Here is a 16,174-nt window from a genome sequence, read left to right on the forward strand (position 1 = left end):
CTAGCGGGATAAGGTCATTTCTCGATGGACAAGCTCTGGGCCTATCTCACCGCGGCGCAAGACGCCCCTCCCGCGTGGGTCGCGCTCGTCGCGGCGCTGGCCGCACTCATCCTGGTCGGCACCCGCGCCACCTGGCCGCTGTCCCGGGGGCTGATCACCATCGCCCACGAAGGCGGCCACGCGCTCGCCGCCCTGCTGACCAGGCGCAAGCTGCAGGGCATCCGGCTGCACTCCGACACCTCCGGCGTCACGCTGACCCGCGGCCGGCCCAACGGGCCCGGCATGGTCCTGACCGCCCTCGCCGGGTACATCGCCCCCTCGCTGCTCGGCCTGGCCGCCGCCTGGCTGACCGCCCAGGGGCGGATCACCCTGCTGTTCTGGGCGGTCCTGCTCTTCCTGACCTGCATGCTCCTGCTCATCCGCAACCTGTACGGCGGGCTGATCCTGCTGGTCACCGGCGGGGCGGTCTTCGCGCTGTCGATGTACCTGCCCGAGCAGGGCCAGCAGTTCGCCGCCCACCTCGGCGTCTGGTTCCTGCTCTTCGGCGGCGTCCGGCCGATCCTGGAGCTGCAACGCAAGCGCCGCCGCCACCAGGCGCCCGACTCCGACGCCGACCAGCTCGCGCGGCTCACCTTCCTGCCGGGTGGCTTCTACGTGCTGTTCTTCCTGCTCGTCTCCGGCGTGGCGGTCGCGGGCGGCGGCTGGCTCATGATCCGCCCGGCGCTCGCCGCGCTCGTGGGCTGAGGTCACAAATACCCCGACACACCCTGCGATTTCGGAAATCACACTAAACTCGCCGCGACACGGGGAGCACGGGGGAGTGTGGGGCAGTGCAGCCAGTGGACGACGCACCCGGCTACCGGGTGCTCGACGAGGCCGGGCGTGGCGGGTTCGCCGTCGTGTACCGCGCCTACCAGGAACGCCTCGACCGCCTCGTCGCGCTCAAGGTGCTCTCGGTCGACCGGGTCGACCAGCGCACCATGCGGCGCTTCCAGCGCGAACTCCAGCTCACCGGGCGGCTCACCGGGCACCCGAACGTGGTCACCGTCTTCGACACCGGCTCCACCCGGTCCGGCAAGCCGTACATCGCGATGGACTACTTCGAGAACGGCTCCCTGCGCGACCGGATCACCCGCGACGGGCCCTTCCCCCTGGCCGACGTCCTGCGCGCCGGCGTCAAGCTGGCCGGCGCGCTGGCCGCCGTGCACGAGGCGGGCGTCCTGCACGGGGACATCAAGCCGCAGAACATCCTCATCTCGCGGTACGGCGAGCCGGCCATCGCCGACTTCGGCGTGGCCCGGGTCGTCGACTCCTCCGAGATCTCGGCCACCGCGCACGCCTTCACCCCGCTGCACGCCGCGCCCGAGGTCCTCAGCGGGCAGCCGCACACCGCCTCCACCGACATCTACTCCCTCGGGTCCACGCTCTACCACCTGCTGGCCGGCAAGCCCGCCTTCCACAGCCCTACCGATCCGTCGATCGCGCCGCTGATGTTCCGGGTGCTGTCCAACGAGCCGCCGCCCATCAACCGGGCGGACGTGCCGGGGGTGGTGGTCGAGGTCGTGCTGCGGGCCATGGCCAAGAAGCCGCACGAACGGTACGGCACGGCACGGGCCCTGGCGCAGCGGCTGCAGGAGGTCCAGGCCGAGCTCGGCCTCCCGGTCACCGACCTCATCGCCCCCGACCCGGGCCCGGCCACCCCCACCATCCCCCGCGCCGGCTCGGGGGGTCAGGGGGTTGGCGGGCCTGGCTTCGGTGGACCGGGTGGCCAAGGGGTCGGTGGACCCGGATCGGGAGGTCCGGAGGTCGGCGGGCCTGGCCTCGGTGGGCCAGGTGGACCGGGGGTTGGCGGCTCAGGCTTCGGGGGGTCGGATCCGTTTTCGGGGGCGGCGGCTGGGTTTCCGGTTACCGGGTCCCCCGCGCCCAGGCCCGTGGGTCCGTCGGGGGCGACCGGGCCGAGCACGAGCTCGCCCTTCACGCCGCCCGAGCCGTTCGGCGGGGCGCCGGGGGCGTTCGGGCAGGCGGCCGGCTCTCCGGTGGACGGCGGTGGGCCGGGCGGCGGGGTCCGGGAGTCGGCCCACGCCCGCTCCCCCGAGGCAGCCGACCGCTGGCGCTCCCTCGACCAGCCCGGCACTCCCCCATCCACCCCCACCACACAGCCACCACACTCGCGACCCTCGGCTTCGGGTCGGCCGACCGCTGCCCAGCCGAGCCACGCGGCCGGTGGAGGGGGGCAGGGCGAGTGGGCTGCCGGGGGGCCGGTCGCTGCGTCCGCGGGGCCGGGCGGGTGGGCGCGCGGAGGGCCGGATGGGGGGCCGGTGGGCTCCACTGGGCTGCCGGCGGGGGCGCCTGTGCCGCCGGGGGTGCCCACGTTGAGCCGGGCCGCGGCCGGTACGGCGAAGCAAGGCGGTGGCAAGGGCAAGGTGATCGCCGGAGTGGCCGCACTCGTGGTGGCGGTGGTCGGGGTGGCTGTGGCGGTGTTCGTCCTGCGCCAGGCCGACCCGGCGGGCACGGGGACGCAGGCCACAGGAACCCAGGCGCCGGCCAAGGAGGAGCAGCGGGCCACTCCGCCCCCGGTGGACGAGAAGGCCCTGGCCGCCCTGCGTCCACGGCAGGTGAAGGTGACGGCCGACCAGGGCGTGACGGTGACCCTGCGGTGGAAGCTGCCCGCCGAGGCCAGGCGGTACCCGCTGGTCATCCAGCGCGCCCCGGCGGACGGCCAGCAGCCGCTGACCCCGCTGGAGCCGGGCACGACGACGGCCAGGGTGGTGGGGCTGGCGCGGGGCACCGGCTACTGCTTCCTGATCGGGGTGCCGTTGCAGATCTCGGAGGCGAGCACGGTGGCCTGGTCGGAGCCGGTGTGCATCCGAGGAGCCGTCCCGAGCAACTGACCCGCCCACCGGTGGATCCAGCGGACGGTCCCGAGCGCCCGTCCCCCGTTACAGCCAGAGAGTGGTCCCGTCCGGTGAAAGGTCCGAGCAACCGACCCGCGCTCGCCCAGCCGGGAGCGGGCCGCGCACCCCTGAGCGGTCCGAACTGGGAGGGCGGGGCTACTGCGGCCGGTTTCTCGGGATGATCAAAACCGCGGCCACACCGAGCGCGGTGATCACGAGCATGCCCAGGAACACGTGGTGCACCGCGTCCGCGAGGGCCTGCCGTACCGAATCGAGGCCCTCGCCGCCCCGCTCAAGGGCTCGGGCGGCCTCGTCCACGGAGCCGTGGCCGTCGAGGCGGGCGGCGAGGGTGGAGTTGGCGACGGTGGCCAGGATGGCCGCACCGAGCGCACCGCCACCGATACGGAAGAAGATGACACCCCCGGTGACCACCCCGCGGCGGTCCCAGCCGACGGTGTTCTGGGCGCCGACCAGCATGCTGACCGAGACCAGCCCCAGCCCGGCCCCGTTGACGAAGGCACAGACGCCCATGTAGAGGACGCTGGGCACCATGACGGAGAAGCCGATCGCGGAGACGCCGATGAGGGTGAGGCCGACCAGGGCGGTGTCGCGGAAGCCGTACTTGAGGTAGAGCCGGGCCGACAGGCTCACCGAGATGGGCCAGCCGATGGACTGGACGGCCAGGGCGAAGCCGGCGGCGACGGCGCTCGCGCCGAGCACGCCCTGGGCATAGGTGGGCAGGTAGACCGAGGGCCCGACCAGCACCATGCCGACGACGGCGCTGCCGAGGAAGGAGCCGAGCAGCACGCGGTCACGCCAGACCCATGGCGGGATCAGCGGCTCGGCCGCCTTCCGCTCCCACCAGGCGAAGCCGCCCAGCACGACGACGCCGACCGCGATCAGCCACCAGGCCGCCTGCTGCAGGCCGAGCATGACGGCGACCACGCCACCGGCCAGCAGCACCGCGCCCAGCACGTCCACCCGGCCGGGCTTGCGCTCGACCTGTTCGCGGAAGTACACGGAGATCATCACGATCGCCGCGACGCCCACGGGCAGGTTGAGCAGGAAGATCCACCGCCAGCTCGCCAGCTCCGACAGCACGCCGCCGACGGCCGGGCCGACCAGGGCCGAGACGCCCCACACCGAGGAGAGCAGTCCGGCGATCTTGCCGCGTTCCTCCAGCGGGTAGAGGTCGGCGGCGATCACCTGCACGATCGACTGGATCGCCCCCGCGCCCACCCCCTGCACGACGCGGGCGGCGATGAGGACCGGCATGCTCCACGCCACCCCGGCCAGGAGCGAGCCGGCCAGGAAGATGGCCATGCCGAGCGCCAGCATGGGCCGGCGGCCGAACTGGTCGGCCAGCTTGCCGTAGATGGGCGTGCAGACCGCCTGGGCCAGCATGTAGCCGGCGATGACCCAGGCGAACAGCGAGAACTGGCCGAGGTCGCGGACGATGGCGGGCACCGCGGTGGCGACGATGGTGCCGTCGATGGCGGCCAGCGCCATCGACATCATCAGCCCGGCGGCGACCGGTCCGCGCCTGCCGCTCACGAGGACTTGCGGCGGCGCGGGCGGGTGACCGGCGCGGTCTCGGCCTCCTCCGACAGCACCGCGATGATCCGGCGCGCCACGATGGCGAGGTGTTCCTCCAGGTGGCTGACCGCGGCGTCGGTGTCGCCGCGGGCGGCGAGCTTGGCCAGCTCGCGGTGGCCGCCCTGGTCGTGGCCGACGCGCAGGCCCAGCAGGTAGCTGCCGACCGAGTTGCGCAGGTCCTCGATGATGCCGACGGCCACCGGGTTCTCGGCGGCGTCGTAGAGCTCGCGGTAGAAGTCGGCCCGCTCCTCGGCCAGCGAGGAGCTGTCGTGCGGCTCGTCGAGCGCGGTGCCGAGCTCGCGCAGCCGGGCCGCGCGGGCCGAGGTCATCCGGGCGATCGACTTGCGCAGCGCGTGCGACTCCAGCAGCACGCGCAGCTCGTAGATCTCCCGGACCTGCTCGACGGTGAGGGTGCGGACGACGGCGCCACGATGCGGGTGGAAGGAGACCAGCCCTTCCGCCTCCAGTTGCATCAGCGCGGTGCGCACCGGGATGCGCGAGACGCCCAGCCGCTCGGCGAGCTCCTCCTGGCGAAGGTGCTCGCCGGGAGCCATGACCCCGGTGATGATGCACTCGCGAATGACGTCGTAGGCCATCTGCCCGACGGTTTTGTATCCAGCGGACATGCGGGCGACAACTCCGTCGAGCGAGGGCGTGGTCGCGGTGTCCACTCCCTGTTCCTCCCCCTTGGATCCCTCGTGTGGATCCAATCCTGGCACAGCTCTCAGCGCAGTCGGGGCAGCACCTGGGTCCCGAGCAGATCGATCACCTCGAACCAGCGCGGGAAGGAGAAGCGGAAGTCGAAGACGAGGTGCTCGACGCCGACCGCCTCGAACTTCTTGACCTCCTCGACCACCTGGTCCGGGTCGCCCACGATGAGCTGGCCCTCCAGGTCCTCGACGGTCTCGAAGCGGCCGGAGGGCGGCTTGACGGCGAACTTGGCCTTGTTCGCCCAGGCCAGCAGGCCGGGGATGTTGACGTCCTTGAGCGCCTCGGCGCGCGTCTCGGCGATGGAGGTGGGCGGGATGACCGCGACGGTGGGGACCTTGCGGCCCCGCTCCTCCGACAGCTCGCGCATGGTCGCCACCCGCTTGGCGATGCCGCCCAGCGAGATGCGGCCGGGCATCCAGCCGTCGGCGAACTCGACCGCCAGGCGGGCACTGCGCGGGGTGGCTCCGCAGTACCAGAAGGGCACCGGGCCGCCGAGCGGCTTGGGCTCGATGCTCACGTCGGTGAAGGTGAAGTTCTCGTCGGTGTAGGAGACCTCGTTCTCCAGGGCGACCTTGCGCAGGATGTGCGCGTTGCTGCGCACCAGCGAGACCCGGTCGCGGTCGCCCCAGCCGATGGCGTCGAACTCGTGCTGGAAGGTGCCCGCGCCGAAGCCCAGGATCAGTCGGTCGCCGACGAGTTGCGTCATGGTGCCGATCTGCAGGGCGGTGGTCAGGGGGTGCCGGAACGGGATCAGCGAGCCGGTGCCCAGCTTGATCCGGCTGGTCACCGCGCCGATCGCGGTCAACGTGGTCAGCGCGTCGTAGAACTCGCGGTTGGGTGACTCCATCTCGCCGTGCGGCTCGAAGACCAGGTGGTCGCGCACCCACACCGAGTCGAAGCCCAGTTCCTCCGCGCGTTGCGAGCCGCGCAGCAGGCGGTCCCGGTCGGCGAACTCCCCGAAGTGCGGCAGCAACAGGCCGAATTCCATGACAGGTTTCCTCTCAGTTCCCAAGCGAGCCGGTTGTCACGCGAGCCAGTTGTCACGCGAGCCGGTTCTCGAGCGGCCGGTTCTCGAGCGGGCCGGTTGTCACGCGAGCCGGCCGTGGCCGGGCGTGCCGGTCACCCGGCCGTCGCCGAAGACCTCCACGCCGCGCACGAAGGTCCGCTCGATCCGCACGCCGCACTCCACCCCGTCGTACGGTGTCCAGCCGACCTTGGACAGCACGCCGGCCTCGGTGATCGTCCACGGCGCGGCGGGATCGGCGATCACCACGTCGGCGTCGCGGCCGGGCAGCAGCGCGCCCTTGGTCGCGGCCAGCCCGAAGTGCCGGGCGGGCGCCTCGGCGGCCATCTCGACCACCCGGCGCAAGCTGATCTCGCCCCGGCCGGCGGCGTCCAGGAGCAGCGGGTAGAAGTACTGGATGCCCGGCGTGCCGGTGTGCGAGCTCCACATCCTGGTCCAGCCGATCTCCTTCTCCTCGCGCGTGTGCGGCGCGTGGTCGGAGGCGGCCACATCGATGGTGCCGTCGCGCATGCCTTCCCAGACCGCCGCGCGGGCGTCGTCCGGCACCCAGTACGACAGCGCGTACGGCCCGAGCCGCTCGACGTGCTCCCACCGGGACAGGAACGGCATCCAGTGGTTGACCTCGCAGGTCACGTCCACGCCGCGCGCCTTGGCCCGCCGTACCGCCTCGACCGAGCGGCGGGTCTGCATGTGGGCCAGGTGCACCGGGCAGCCGGAGGCCTCGGCCAGGCGGAGCACCACGTCGATGGCGGTGTCCCAGATGACGCCCTCGCGCTCGGCGTAGGCGGTGGCGTAGGCCTGCGGGGTGTTCTCGCCCCGCCGCAGGTAGGCGCCCTCGATGTAGTCCATGAGCGCCTGGTCGTGCGGGTGGATGATGAAGCGTTTGCCGGTGGCGGCGATGGTGTCCATCATCCGCAGCAGGTCGCCGTGGTCGTGCATGCCGGTGCCGGCCGGGTGCGGGTAGGTGCGGCCGGTGTCGACGACCATGTAGACCTTGAAGGCCCTGATGCCCATCGCGGCCAGCTTCGGCGCCTGGTCGGCGAGGGTGGCGGCGGGGTTGTGGTTGTAGTCGACGATCGAACTGGCCGCGTAGCGGGCGAAGACGTCCTCGAGGGTCTCGACGGTGGTCGTCGGCGGATCGAGGTTGGGCATGCCGAAGATCGTCGTCACGCCGCCGGCCGCCGCCTGCCGCGTGGTGGTGAGGATGTCCTCCTTGTGGGTGAAGCCGGGCTCGCGGGTGTGCACGTGCACGTCGACCATGCCGGGCAGCACCAGCCGGCCGGTGGCGTCGACGACCCGGCCCTCGCTCGGCACCTCGCGGCCGACCAGCCCGGCGATCTTGCCGCCGGCGACGAGCAGGTCGGCGTCGAGCTCGCCGGCGGGGGTGACGACGGTGCCGCCGGCGATCCTCAGGTCAACCGGCATCGATCCTGCTCTCTCCGGAGGGGGTGGTGACGATCAGCCCGGCCGGGCCGAGGTGGCGGTCGAACCAGTCGACGATCCGCGGGGTGACCTGGGTCCAGTAGCGGTCGTAGGCGGCGTAGTGCGTGGTGTGCCGCTGCATGATCAGCTCGCGCGGGCCCCTGGCCGCGGCGTAGATCTGCTCGGCGTGGTCGGTGGGCGTGGTGGCGTCGTTCTCGATGCCGATGACCAGCAGCGGCGTGCGCAGGTCGGCGGCGGCCGGCCGGTAGGCCAGGATCTCCTCCACCGCGGGGGCGAAGGCGACCGCGGTCGGGATGCGGTCGTCCACGTCGGCCTTGACCGTGGTGGCGCGGCGCTCCTTGGTCGGCACCATGATCTCCTCGCGCGGGTGGACGAGGCGGCCCTTGCCGGTCAGCACGCGCTCGCGCCGGTCGGCCTCGACGGCGGCGAGGAAGTCGAGCCACTCGTACTCGCTGCGCATCCGGTGCAGCCAGTCGGCGCCGTCGGCGACCGGGAGCTGGCTGACCGCGGCGCGCACCCGCCGGTCGGCGGCGGCCAGCAGGACGGCGTTGCCGCCGCCGGTGCCGCCGCTGCCGAAGACGCCGATGCCGTCCGGCAGCACGTCGTCGCGGCTGGTCAGATAGGTGACCGCGGACCGCAGGTCCTGGAGCTGGCGGGCCGGCGACAGGACCGACCGGTCGCCCTCGGAGCCGCCGAAGCCGCGGTAGTCGAAGACCAGGACGGCGAAACCGGCCGCGGTCAGTGCCTCGTGATATCGGACGTAGAGCTTGGCGTCCTTCAGTCCCAGCCAGCCCGGCCCCTGCACGATCGCCCGGTACGGCCCGGCGCCCTCGTCGGGGGTGCGCCACAGGGCGCTGATCCGGTCGCCGTCGCTGTACCAGCCCACCTCTTCGGTACGCATACACCTTCCCTGGACCCGTCGTGCAGGCCCCCGGCGGGCCTGCGGACCCCAGCGTGAACTTTGTATCCAATCTTGTCAATGCCCGGCGAAAGAGTGATCGTTCCGGCTGACGGAACCGCCGTTATGCCAGGAAATTTCGGCTCTTGACCCTGATTTTGATCGATGAATAATGTAGCCATCTCTGCGAACGGGAGCGTGTATGGCGAACGAGCCGATCATCCGGATCCGCGACCTTTCGGTCAGCTATCACGTCGCCAGAACGGGCAACCGGCTCACCGCGGTCCGGGACATAGACCTGGACGTCATGGAGGGCGAGTTCCTGACCGTCCTGGGGCCCAGCGGCTGCGGCAAGACCACGGTGCTCAACTGCGTCGCCGGGCTGGTCACCCCGACCACCGGGACGATCGTCGCCGACGGCCGCCCGGTCACCGGCCCCGGACCCGACCGCGCGGTGGTCTTCCAGGACTACGCGCTGCTGCCCTGGCGCAGCGTCGCCGACAACGTGCGGTTCGGGCTGGAGATGCAGCCGCGGCTCAAGGAGTCGGCCGCCGAGCGGGTGCGGGAGGCGATCGAGCTGGTCGGTCTGACCGGCTTCGAGCACGCCTACCCGCGCGAGCTGTCCGGCGGCATGCAGCAGCGCGCCGGCCTGGCCAGGGCCCTGGTCGCCGATCCGCGCATCCTGCTGATGGACGAGCCGCTCGGCGCGGTGGACGCGCTGACCCGCGAGGTCATGCGCAACGAGCTGGAGCGCATCATCGAGGCCACCGGCAAGACGGTCGTGTTCATCACGCACAGCATCGACGAGGCCATCCAGCTCGGTGACCGGATCGCCGTCTTCAGCTCCCACCCGGGCCGGATCCGCGAGCTCGTCCCGGTCGAGGCCGGCCGCTCCCACGACGAGCTGCGCCGCCACCTGTGGGAGCTGCTGGAGTCCGACGCCCGGCTCGCCGCCCGCGGGGCCACCGAATGACCCCCCGCCCTGCCGGTTCCCCGGAGGCCGCGCCCGCTCCGGCCCTCCGGCCTCCCCCGGCCGCCGGACCCCCGCGGCGAAAGGGCGAGAGCCGGTGGAGACGGCACCGGGCGCCCTTGATCGCCCTGGTCGACCTCGTCGTCTTCCTCCTGCTGTGGCATCTGGCCACCGAGGTGCTGGGACTGGTCAACCGGGTCTTCTTCCCCAGCCCCGGCGACGTCGTCCAGGCCCTGGCCGGCCTGGCCGCCAGCGGCGAGCTGGCCACCCACCTGTCCACCAGCGCCGCCAACTGGGCCGTCGGCTACGGGCTGGGCTCGGTCGCCGGCATCGTCACCGGCCTGGTCACCGGCACCTCCCGCTGGGCCAACCGGCTGGTGATGCCGCTGCTGTGGTCGCTCTGGGCCACCCCGCTGATCGCGCTGCAGCCGACCCTGACCGCCTGGCTCGACTACGGCGACGGCCCGATCATCGTGCTGGTCTTCCTGAGCACGATGATCCCGGTGGCGCTCAACACCGCCACCGGCGCCACCCAGACCGGCGAGTCCCTGCTGCGGGCCGGCCGCGTCTTCGGGGCGAGCCGGCTGCGGCTCTACCTGAAGATCCGCCTGCCGTGGGCGGTGCCGTACATCATCGGGGGCCTGCGATTGGCGGTGCCGACCAGCATGATCGGCCTGCTGGTCGGTGAGATGGTCGGCTCGCCCAGCGGCATCGGCTCGGTGATCGTCAACGCCACCTCCCGCTTCCGCACCGGCGAGGCCTTCGCCGCGATCGCCGTCTACGTCCTGCTCTCCGTCGTGCTGGTGCGGGTCCTCGACCTGGCCGAGCGGCGGACCGGCGCCTGGAGGAGCGGTGCGTGAGCTCAAGCGCTGGGCCGTGGCCCTGGAGGTCGTGGCCCTGTTCGCCGCCTGGGAGCTGGCGATCAGCGTCTTCCACCTGGCCAGCGAGAAGTTCGTGCCGCCGCCGAGCGCGATCTGGCAGTCCTTCGTCGCCATGGCCGCCGACGGCACGCTCGCCCCGCACGCCTGGTTCAGCACGCAGAACGCGGTCATCGGGTTCGTGCTGGCGGTGGTGGCCGGGGTCGGCTGCGGCCTGGCGCTGGGCAGCTCGCGGCTGGTCAGCGAGGTGGCCGGGCCGCCGTTCTGGACCGCGTACGCGATGCCCAGGATCGCCTTCCAGCCGCTGCTGGTGCTCTGGCTCGGCTTCGGGGCCGCGCCGAAGATCCTGATCATCTTCCTCATGGCGGTCTTCCCGATCGCGATCAACACCATGGACGGCATCCGCGCCGTCGAGCCCTCGCTGGTCAGGGCGGCCCGGGTGTACGGCGCCGGCCGCCTCCAGGTCTTCGTCAAGGTCCAGCTCTGGGCGGCGCTCCCGCTGATCCTCACCGGGATCCGGATGGGCGTGGCCCGGGCCATGGTCGGGATCGTGGTCGGCGAGTTCATCGGGGGCAGCCAGGGCCTCGGCTACCTGATCTTCCGCAGGTCGGCCGACTTCGACCTGGCCTCGGCGCTGGCGCTCACCCTGTCGCTGGTCGTCATCGCCAATCTGCTGATGGCGCTGGTGAGCCTGGCTCGCCGGATCGCCGCCCCCTGGTACGCCGAAGGAGTGCGATGAAACGTGTAGTGCTGGCGCTGTTCCTGGTGGCCGGGTGCTCCGGCGCCCCGGCCGAGACGCCGAAGCCCGTGGCGACCGGCGCGATCGGCGCCCCCGAGAAGACCACGGTCAAGATCGGCATGCGGCTGCCCAACCTCGACACCAACGCCCCGATCGAGATCGCCCTCGACAAGGGCTTCTACCGGGAGGAGGGGCTGACCGTCGAGCGGGTCGAGGTGCAGTCGATCCGGGAGGGCCTGGTCGGCGGCAGCCTCGACTTCGGGGCGGAGGCCGCGCCCGACGTGGTGGCCGCCGCGCAGGCGGGCACCGGGCTGACCATCGTGGCCGGGTACCGCAACCGCGAGCCGTTCGTGGTGGCGGTGCAGCCGGAGATCGCCTCGCCACAGGACCTGGCCGGCAAGCCGGTGCTGCTCGGCGCCAACCCCGGAACGATCGAGTACGACGTGCGGATGAGCTTGCTCAAGGAGGCCGGCTTCGACCTGACCGGGGTGGCGATCAAGCCGGTCAACCTGCCGGGCGGCTCGAACGCCTGGGTCGAGCAGTTCAAGCAGAGGAAGCTGGCCGCCACGGTGATCTTCCCCCGGCACAAGAGCCTCGTGCAGGGCCGGCTCGTGCTCGACGTGATGAAGGAATGGCCCAACGACAGCCTGAGCGCGACCCGCGATTTCGTGGAGCGGAACCCGAACACCACCGCCCGCTTCATCCGGGCCACACTGAAGGCGATGAAGATCTTCAAAGATCCTTCGCAGCAGGCCTACGTCCAGCGGATGATGAAGGCCAAGGGCTTCACGGTCACCCCGGTCGACGAGCGGCCCGAGGTCTACGCCAACGGCCCGGCGCTCTACGACGAGGACATGGGACTCAACCCCAAGGGCTTCGAGGAGCTGCTGGCCGTCCTGAAGCTGCCGCCCGCGCCGTTCGACTCCTTCACCTCGCTCGGCCAGCTCCACCGGGCGCAGGACGCCCTCGGCCTGAGCAAGCGCCCATGAGGGCGGCCCGGTTCCACGGCGGCGGGGTGCTGCGCGTGGAGGAGTGCGCGCGGCCCGAGCCCGGACCCGGCGAGGTGCTGGTCGAGGTGCACGCGGTCGGCGTCAACCAGCTCGAACGGCAGATCATGGCCGGCTCGCCGCTGGGCGGCGCGGTCAAGCTGCCCCGCACGGTCGGGCTCGACCCGGCGGGCGTGATCGTCTCCGGGGAGCGGGCCGGGCAGCGGGTCGCGGTCAAGCCGAACGTGCCGTGCGGGGACTGCGCGTTCTGTACGGCGGGGCACGAGGCCGACTGCCCGCGCCAGCAGGTCGTCGGCATCCATCGCGACGGCGGCGCGGCGGGCTACGTGGCGGTGCCGGAGGCCGTGGCGTTCGACGTCGGGGAGATCCCGTTCGCCGAGGCCGCGGCGGCGGTGCACAGCGTGCCGATCGCGCTGCACATGATCCGGCGTGCGCTCGGCCCGGCGGCCGGGACGCCGGACGCGCTGGCCGGACGTACCGTCCTGGTGACCGGGGCGACCGGCGCGCTGGGCTGCGCGGCGGTGCAGGTGGCGGCGGCGATGGGCGCGACGGTGCTGGCCGGGGTGCTGGAGGGCGAGCCGGCGGCGGGCCTGCCCGCCCTCGGCGCGACGGAGGTGCTCAGCTACCCCCTCGGCCCCGAGCAGGGGCCCGCGCTGGCCAAGGCGTTACGTGAGCCACCGGACCTGATCGTCGACGCCACCGGCTCCGGCGACCTGATCGCCGCCGAGCTGGAGGCGGTCGCCTGGGCGGGCAGCGTGGTCGTCGCCGCCGCCCTGCCGGGCTCGCGCTTCACCGTGGACACCCGCGCGTTCTACACCCGCCGCATCACCCTGTACGGCTGCGCCGCGGCCGACTACGCCGACGTGCGCGACGGCCTCGACCTGGTCGCCCGCGGCCTGGTCCGCCCGCCGGTGGCGGCGCGGCTGCCGCTGGCCGAGGTCGGCGAGGCCTTCGCCATGGCCGGTCGCCGCGACCACCTCGGCAAGATCATCCTGGAGGTTCGATGAAGGAGGCCACGCCGCTCGGCGGGCTGCGGGTGGTCGAGGCCGGCCAGTACATCTCCGCGCCGTACGCCGGCAAGCTCCTGGCCGACCTGGGCGCGGAGGTGGTGAAGGTCGAGCCGCCGGGCGGCGACCCGATGCGCCGCTGGCAGGGCTCCGGCTCGATGAGCCCGCAGTTCGCCGCCTACAACCGGCGCAAGCGCCTGGTGACGCTCGACCTGAAGGACCCGGCCGGGCTGGCGGAGCTCCTGGAGCTGGTCGCGGGCGCGGACGTGCTGATCGAGAACTTCCGTCCCGGCGTCGCCGACCGGCTGGGCTTCGGCTGGGCGTTGCTGAAGGAGCGCGAGCCGCAGCTCGTCTACTGCTCGATCACCGGCTTCGGCCCGAGCGGCCCGTACGCCCGGCGCCCCGCCTACGACACGATCATCTCGGCGGTCGGCGGCCTCTACGGCCACCTGGTCGACCTGGCCGACCCGCGGCCGATCGGCCCGGCCTTCTCCGACCTGCTGTCCGGCATGTCCGCCACCCAGGGCATCCTGGCCGCCCTGCACGCGCGCACCGCGAGCGGCCGGGGCCAGCGGGTGGAGGTGTCGATGCTCGGCGCGGTCACCGACTTCCTGACCGAGGCGATCGGCACCTACCTGGCGACCGGCTCGGTGCCCGCGCCCGGCACGCGGGCCGCCCGCGCGCAGGCCTTCGGCGTGGTCGGCTCCGACGGGCTGCCGTTCGTGGTGCACCTGTCGGTGCCGGAGAAGTTCTGGACCGCGCTGCTCGGCGTGCTGGAACTGGCCGAGGAGCCGCGCTTCGCCAGCCGGGAGCTGCGTCACCGGCACTACGCCGAACTGGAGGAGGCGCTGCGCGCCGAGTTCGCCAAGCGCCCGCGCGACGAGTGGTTCGAGCGCCTGGCCGCCGCCGACATCCCGCACGGACCGCTCAACACCGTCGCCGACCTGGTCCAGGACCCGCAGGCCAACCACCTGGGCCTGATCGGCGAGCAGGCGACGCGGCCCGGCACCCGCTTCAGCGATCACCACGGGCGGCTGCCCCGGCCCAGGGAGGAGCGGCTGTGAAGGCCGTCGACGTGCACACCCACCCGCAGACCGAGGAGTTCCTCGCCGCGATGGGGCAACGGCGGGCCCAGATGGGCAGCCACTTCGGCAAGGAGCGCCGGCCGGTCTCCTTCGCCGCCCAGGCCGACCTCTACCGCGAGCGCGACATGATGGCGGTGATCGTCAACTCGGCGGGCCTTCCGGAGCTCAACGACGCGCTCGGCCGGGCCCAGTCCGCCCACCCCGACGTCTTCCTGGCCTTCTGCGGAGTGGATCCGCACGACGTGCCCGGCGCGATCGCCGAGGTGCGCCGCTGCCACGCCGAGTACGGCGCGCGCGGCGTGGGCGAGCTGAACCCCGGCCGCCAGGCCTTCCGCCCCAACGACGAGCGGCTCTACCCGCTGTGGGAGGTCTGCGCCGAGCTCGGGATGCCGGTCATGTTCCACGGCGGCTTCCTCGGCGCGGGCGCGGGCACCCCCGGCGGCATGGGCTACAAGCTGGAGCACGCCCGGCCGATCCCCTACCTCGACGACGTCGCCGCCGACTTCCCGGAGCTGACGGTGATCGCCGCGCACCCGGCCTGGCCCTGGCACCTGGACAACCTGGCCGCCTGCTGGCACAAGGCCAACTACTACATCGACCTGTCGGGCTGGGCGCCGCGCTACTGGCCCGCCGAGGTGACGCACTACGCCAACTCGATCATCACCGGGCGGGTGCTGTTCGGCACCGACTGGCCCGTGCTCGGCCCCGACCGGTGGATCGCGGAGTTCGAGGAGCTCGGCTTCAAGGCCGAGTCGCGGCAGCGGATCATGCTCGACAACGCCAGGGAGCTGTTCGGTCTTGGCTGAGCTCGTCGGCGTCTACGGGAGCACGCACAACCCCCTGCTGTGGCGGGCGCGCGGGCAGGACCTGGACAGCACCCGGGCCGGGTTCGACCGGCTCCGGGACCGGCTGGCGCGGGCCCGGCCCGACGTGCTGGTGGTGGTGGCGACCGACCATCTGACGCAGTGGTTCTACGACAACATGCCCGCCTTCCTGGTCGGCAAGGCCGAGCACATCCCGGCCACGTTCTGGAACGAGGAACGCGAGTTCGGCCTGCCGTACCGGGAGCTGGCCGGGGACGCGGCGCTGGCGCGTGACCTGCTGGGCGGCGGGATCGAGCGCGGGGTGGACTTCGCCGCCTCCGACGCCTTCCGCGCCGACCACAGCGTCCTGCTGCCGCTGCTGTACCTGACGCCGGAGCTGGACGTCCCGGTCGTGCCGGTCTTCACCAACTGCATGGCGCCGCCGCTGCCGGGCGCGGCGCGCTTCTTCCAGGTCGGGCAGGTGCTGCGGCAGGCGATCGAGGACTCGCCGCTGGAGCGGCGGGTGGCGGTGATCGCCAGCGGGCACCTGGCGACCGAGGTGGGCGGGCCGCGGCACTTCGCCGGCTCGCCCGATCCCGGCTTCGACGAGCGGGCGGTGACGTGGCTGGCCGAGGGCCGGGTGGACGAGGCGCTCGCCGCGCTCACCTACGACCGGCTGCGCGAGGCCGGGAACGTCAGCCACCAGTTCCTCAACTTCCTGGTCGCCATGGGGGTGGCGGACGGCAGGCCGGCCGTGCACGCCGAGGGCGCCCGGTCCCGCTTCGCCACCTCGCCCTTCTTCGAGTGGGAGCCATGAGCAGGTACGGGATCAACGCCTTCCTTCGGGAGATCAACATGGCGGCCGCGGCGCACCGGGCCTACGTCGCCGATCCCGGGGGGTATGCGGCGGAATGGGCAGGGGCGCCGCTCACGCCGGAGGAGCGGGCGGCACTGCAGCGGCGTGACTTCGGCGCGCTCTACGGCTTCGGGGCGCATCCCTACCTGCTGTGGAGCTTCACCGAGGCGGTGTGGGTGCCGGAGATCAGCCGGGCCGAGCTGGTCGAGCGGTTCCGGCGGGAGTCGGCGGCGCACGGCTATCCGGACGTGGCGACCTAGCCG

Annotated in this window: 16 protein-coding genes; 11 read left to right on the forward strand and 5 right to left on the reverse strand. The window is 72.6% G+C overall.

The features are described 5' to 3' along the window. The first annotated feature begins 24 nt into the window (after positions 1-24). Both AB0I67_RS10035 and AB0I67_RS10040 read left to right on the forward strand, forming a co-directional pair. Complete coding sequence (locus AB0I67_RS10035; protein ID WP_357920588.1) at positions 25-744, forward strand: M50 family metallopeptidase; 720 nt, start codon at positions 25-27, stop codon at positions 742-744. A 95-nt stretch (positions 745-839) separates the two neighbouring features. Further along, a complete protein-coding gene (locus AB0I67_RS10040) occupies positions 840-2,891 on the forward strand; it encodes a protein kinase (protein ID WP_357920591.1) in 2,052 nt (683 codons plus the stop codon). Positions 2,892-3,050: 159 nt separating this feature from the next. Here the strand turns inward: AB0I67_RS10040 and AB0I67_RS10045 are convergent, their stop codons facing one another. The 5 genes from AB0I67_RS10045 to AB0I67_RS10065 all read right to left on the reverse strand — a co-directional run bounded on the left by AB0I67_RS10045 (position 3,051) and on the right by AB0I67_RS10065 (position 8,569). Then, positions 3,051-4,448, reverse strand: a complete 1,398-nt coding sequence (locus AB0I67_RS10045) for an MFS transporter (RefSeq protein ID WP_357920594.1) — start codon at positions 4,446-4,448, stop codon at positions 3,051-3,053. After that, complete coding sequence (locus AB0I67_RS10050) at positions 4,445-5,116, reverse strand: GntR family transcriptional regulator (protein ID WP_357920597.1); 672 nt, start codon at positions 5,114-5,116, stop codon at positions 4,445-4,447. Before AB0I67_RS10050 ends, AB0I67_RS10045 begins: the two co-directional genes overlap by 4 nt. A gap of 98 nt (positions 5,117-5,214) precedes the next feature. Then, positions 5,215-6,189, reverse strand: coding sequence for an LLM class flavin-dependent oxidoreductase (locus AB0I67_RS10055; RefSeq protein ID WP_357920599.1), 975 nt, complete (start codon positions 6,187-6,189; stop codon positions 5,215-5,217). 99 nt (positions 6,190-6,288) lie between these two features. Further along, entirely contained in the window at positions 6,289-7,650 is a 1,362-nt protein-coding gene (locus AB0I67_RS10060) for a dihydroorotase family protein (RefSeq protein WP_357920602.1), read from the reverse strand. Continuing rightward, complete coding sequence (locus tag AB0I67_RS10065; RefSeq protein WP_357920605.1) at positions 7,640-8,569, reverse strand: alpha/beta fold hydrolase; 930 nt, start codon at positions 8,567-8,569, stop codon at positions 7,640-7,642. Before AB0I67_RS10065 ends, AB0I67_RS10060 begins: the two co-directional genes overlap by 11 nt. Before the next feature lie 199 nt (positions 8,570-8,768). On the opposite strand from AB0I67_RS10065, the gene AB0I67_RS10070 reads away from it, so the two are divergent. From AB0I67_RS10070 to AB0I67_RS10110, 9 genes are all read left to right on the forward strand, one after another. Next, the gene (locus tag AB0I67_RS10070) at positions 8,769-9,539 is read left to right on the forward strand and encodes an ABC transporter ATP-binding protein (protein WP_357920608.1); all 771 of its coding nucleotides are present in this window, start codon (positions 8,769-8,771) and stop codon (positions 9,537-9,539) included. Between the two features lie 116 nt (positions 9,540-9,655). Further along, complete coding sequence (locus AB0I67_RS10075) at positions 9,656-10,396, forward strand: ABC transporter permease (RefSeq protein WP_357920611.1); 741 nt, start codon at positions 9,656-9,658, stop codon at positions 10,394-10,396. Beyond that, a complete protein-coding gene (locus tag AB0I67_RS10080) occupies positions 10,389-11,153 on the forward strand; it encodes an ABC transporter permease (RefSeq protein WP_357920614.1) in 765 nt (254 codons plus the stop codon). Before AB0I67_RS10075 ends, AB0I67_RS10080 begins: the two co-directional genes overlap by 8 nt. Next, the gene (locus tag AB0I67_RS10085) at positions 11,150-12,142 is read left to right on the forward strand and encodes an ABC transporter substrate-binding protein (protein ID WP_357920617.1); all 993 of its coding nucleotides are present in this window, start codon (positions 11,150-11,152) and stop codon (positions 12,140-12,142) included. The genes AB0I67_RS10080 and AB0I67_RS10085 overlap by 4 nt, the downstream gene beginning before the upstream one ends. Beyond that, positions 12,139-13,167 carry an alcohol dehydrogenase catalytic domain-containing protein gene (locus tag AB0I67_RS10090; protein WP_357920620.1) on the forward strand — a complete coding sequence of 343 codons (1,029 nt, stop codon included), beginning with the start codon at positions 12,139-12,141 and terminating at the stop codon, positions 13,165-13,167. Before AB0I67_RS10085 ends, AB0I67_RS10090 begins: the two co-directional genes overlap by 4 nt. Further along, positions 13,164-14,231 (forward strand): CoA transferase, encoded by a 1,068-nt coding sequence (locus AB0I67_RS10095; RefSeq protein ID WP_357920623.1) that lies wholly within the window; start codon positions 13,164-13,166, stop codon positions 14,229-14,231. Before AB0I67_RS10090 ends, AB0I67_RS10095 begins: the two co-directional genes overlap by 4 nt. Beyond that, complete coding sequence (locus AB0I67_RS10100; protein ID WP_357920626.1) at positions 14,228-15,058, forward strand: amidohydrolase family protein; 831 nt, start codon at positions 14,228-14,230, stop codon at positions 15,056-15,058. Before AB0I67_RS10095 ends, AB0I67_RS10100 begins: the two co-directional genes overlap by 4 nt. Then, the gene (locus AB0I67_RS10105) at positions 15,051-15,872 is read left to right on the forward strand and encodes an extradiol ring-cleavage dioxygenase (protein WP_357920629.1); all 822 of its coding nucleotides are present in this window, start codon (positions 15,051-15,053) and stop codon (positions 15,870-15,872) included. Before AB0I67_RS10100 ends, AB0I67_RS10105 begins: the two co-directional genes overlap by 8 nt. Further along, on the forward strand, positions 15,869-16,171 hold the full coding sequence (locus AB0I67_RS10110; RefSeq protein WP_357920632.1) for a hypothetical protein: 303 nt from the start codon (positions 15,869-15,871) through the stop codon (positions 16,169-16,171). The genes AB0I67_RS10105 and AB0I67_RS10110 overlap by 4 nt, the downstream gene beginning before the upstream one ends. Positions 16,172-16,174 lie beyond the last annotated feature (3 nt).

Origin of the sequence: Nonomuraea sp. NPDC050310 (genome assembly GCF_040655795.1) — a bacterium.
GTDB lineage: Bacteria > Actinomycetota > Actinomycetes > Streptosporangiales > Streptosporangiaceae > Nonomuraea.

Coding starts and splice junctions, on each gene's coding strand:
- AB0I67_RS10035 (WP_357920588.1), top strand. CDS start 25: ATGGACAAGCTCTGGGCCTATCTCACCGCGGCGCAAGACGCCCCTCCC.
- AB0I67_RS10050 (WP_357920597.1), bottom strand. CDS start 5,116: ATGTCCGCTGGATACAAAACCGTCGGGCAGATGGCCTACGACGTCATT.
- AB0I67_RS10055 (WP_357920599.1), bottom strand. CDS start 6,189: ATGGAATTCGGCCTGTTGCTGCCGCACTTCGGGGAGTTCGCCGACCGG.
- AB0I67_RS10060 (WP_357920602.1), bottom strand. CDS start 7,650: ATGCCGGTTGACCTGAGGATCGCCGGCGGCACCGTCGTCACCCCCGCC.
- AB0I67_RS10065 (WP_357920605.1), bottom strand. CDS start 8,569: ATGCGTACCGAAGAGGTGGGCTGGTACAGCGACGGCGACCGGATCAGC.
- AB0I67_RS10070 (WP_357920608.1), top strand. CDS start 8,769: ATGGCGAACGAGCCGATCATCCGGATCCGCGACCTTTCGGTCAGCTAT.
- AB0I67_RS10085 (WP_357920617.1), top strand. CDS start 11,150: ATGAAACGTGTAGTGCTGGCGCTGTTCCTGGTGGCCGGGTGCTCCGGC.
- AB0I67_RS10090 (WP_357920620.1), top strand. CDS start 12,139: ATGAGGGCGGCCCGGTTCCACGGCGGCGGGGTGCTGCGCGTGGAGGAG.
- AB0I67_RS10095 (WP_357920623.1), top strand. CDS start 13,164: ATGAAGGAGGCCACGCCGCTCGGCGGGCTGCGGGTGGTCGAGGCCGGC.
- AB0I67_RS10110 (WP_357920632.1), top strand. CDS start 15,869: ATGAGCAGGTACGGGATCAACGCCTTCCTTCGGGAGATCAACATGGCG.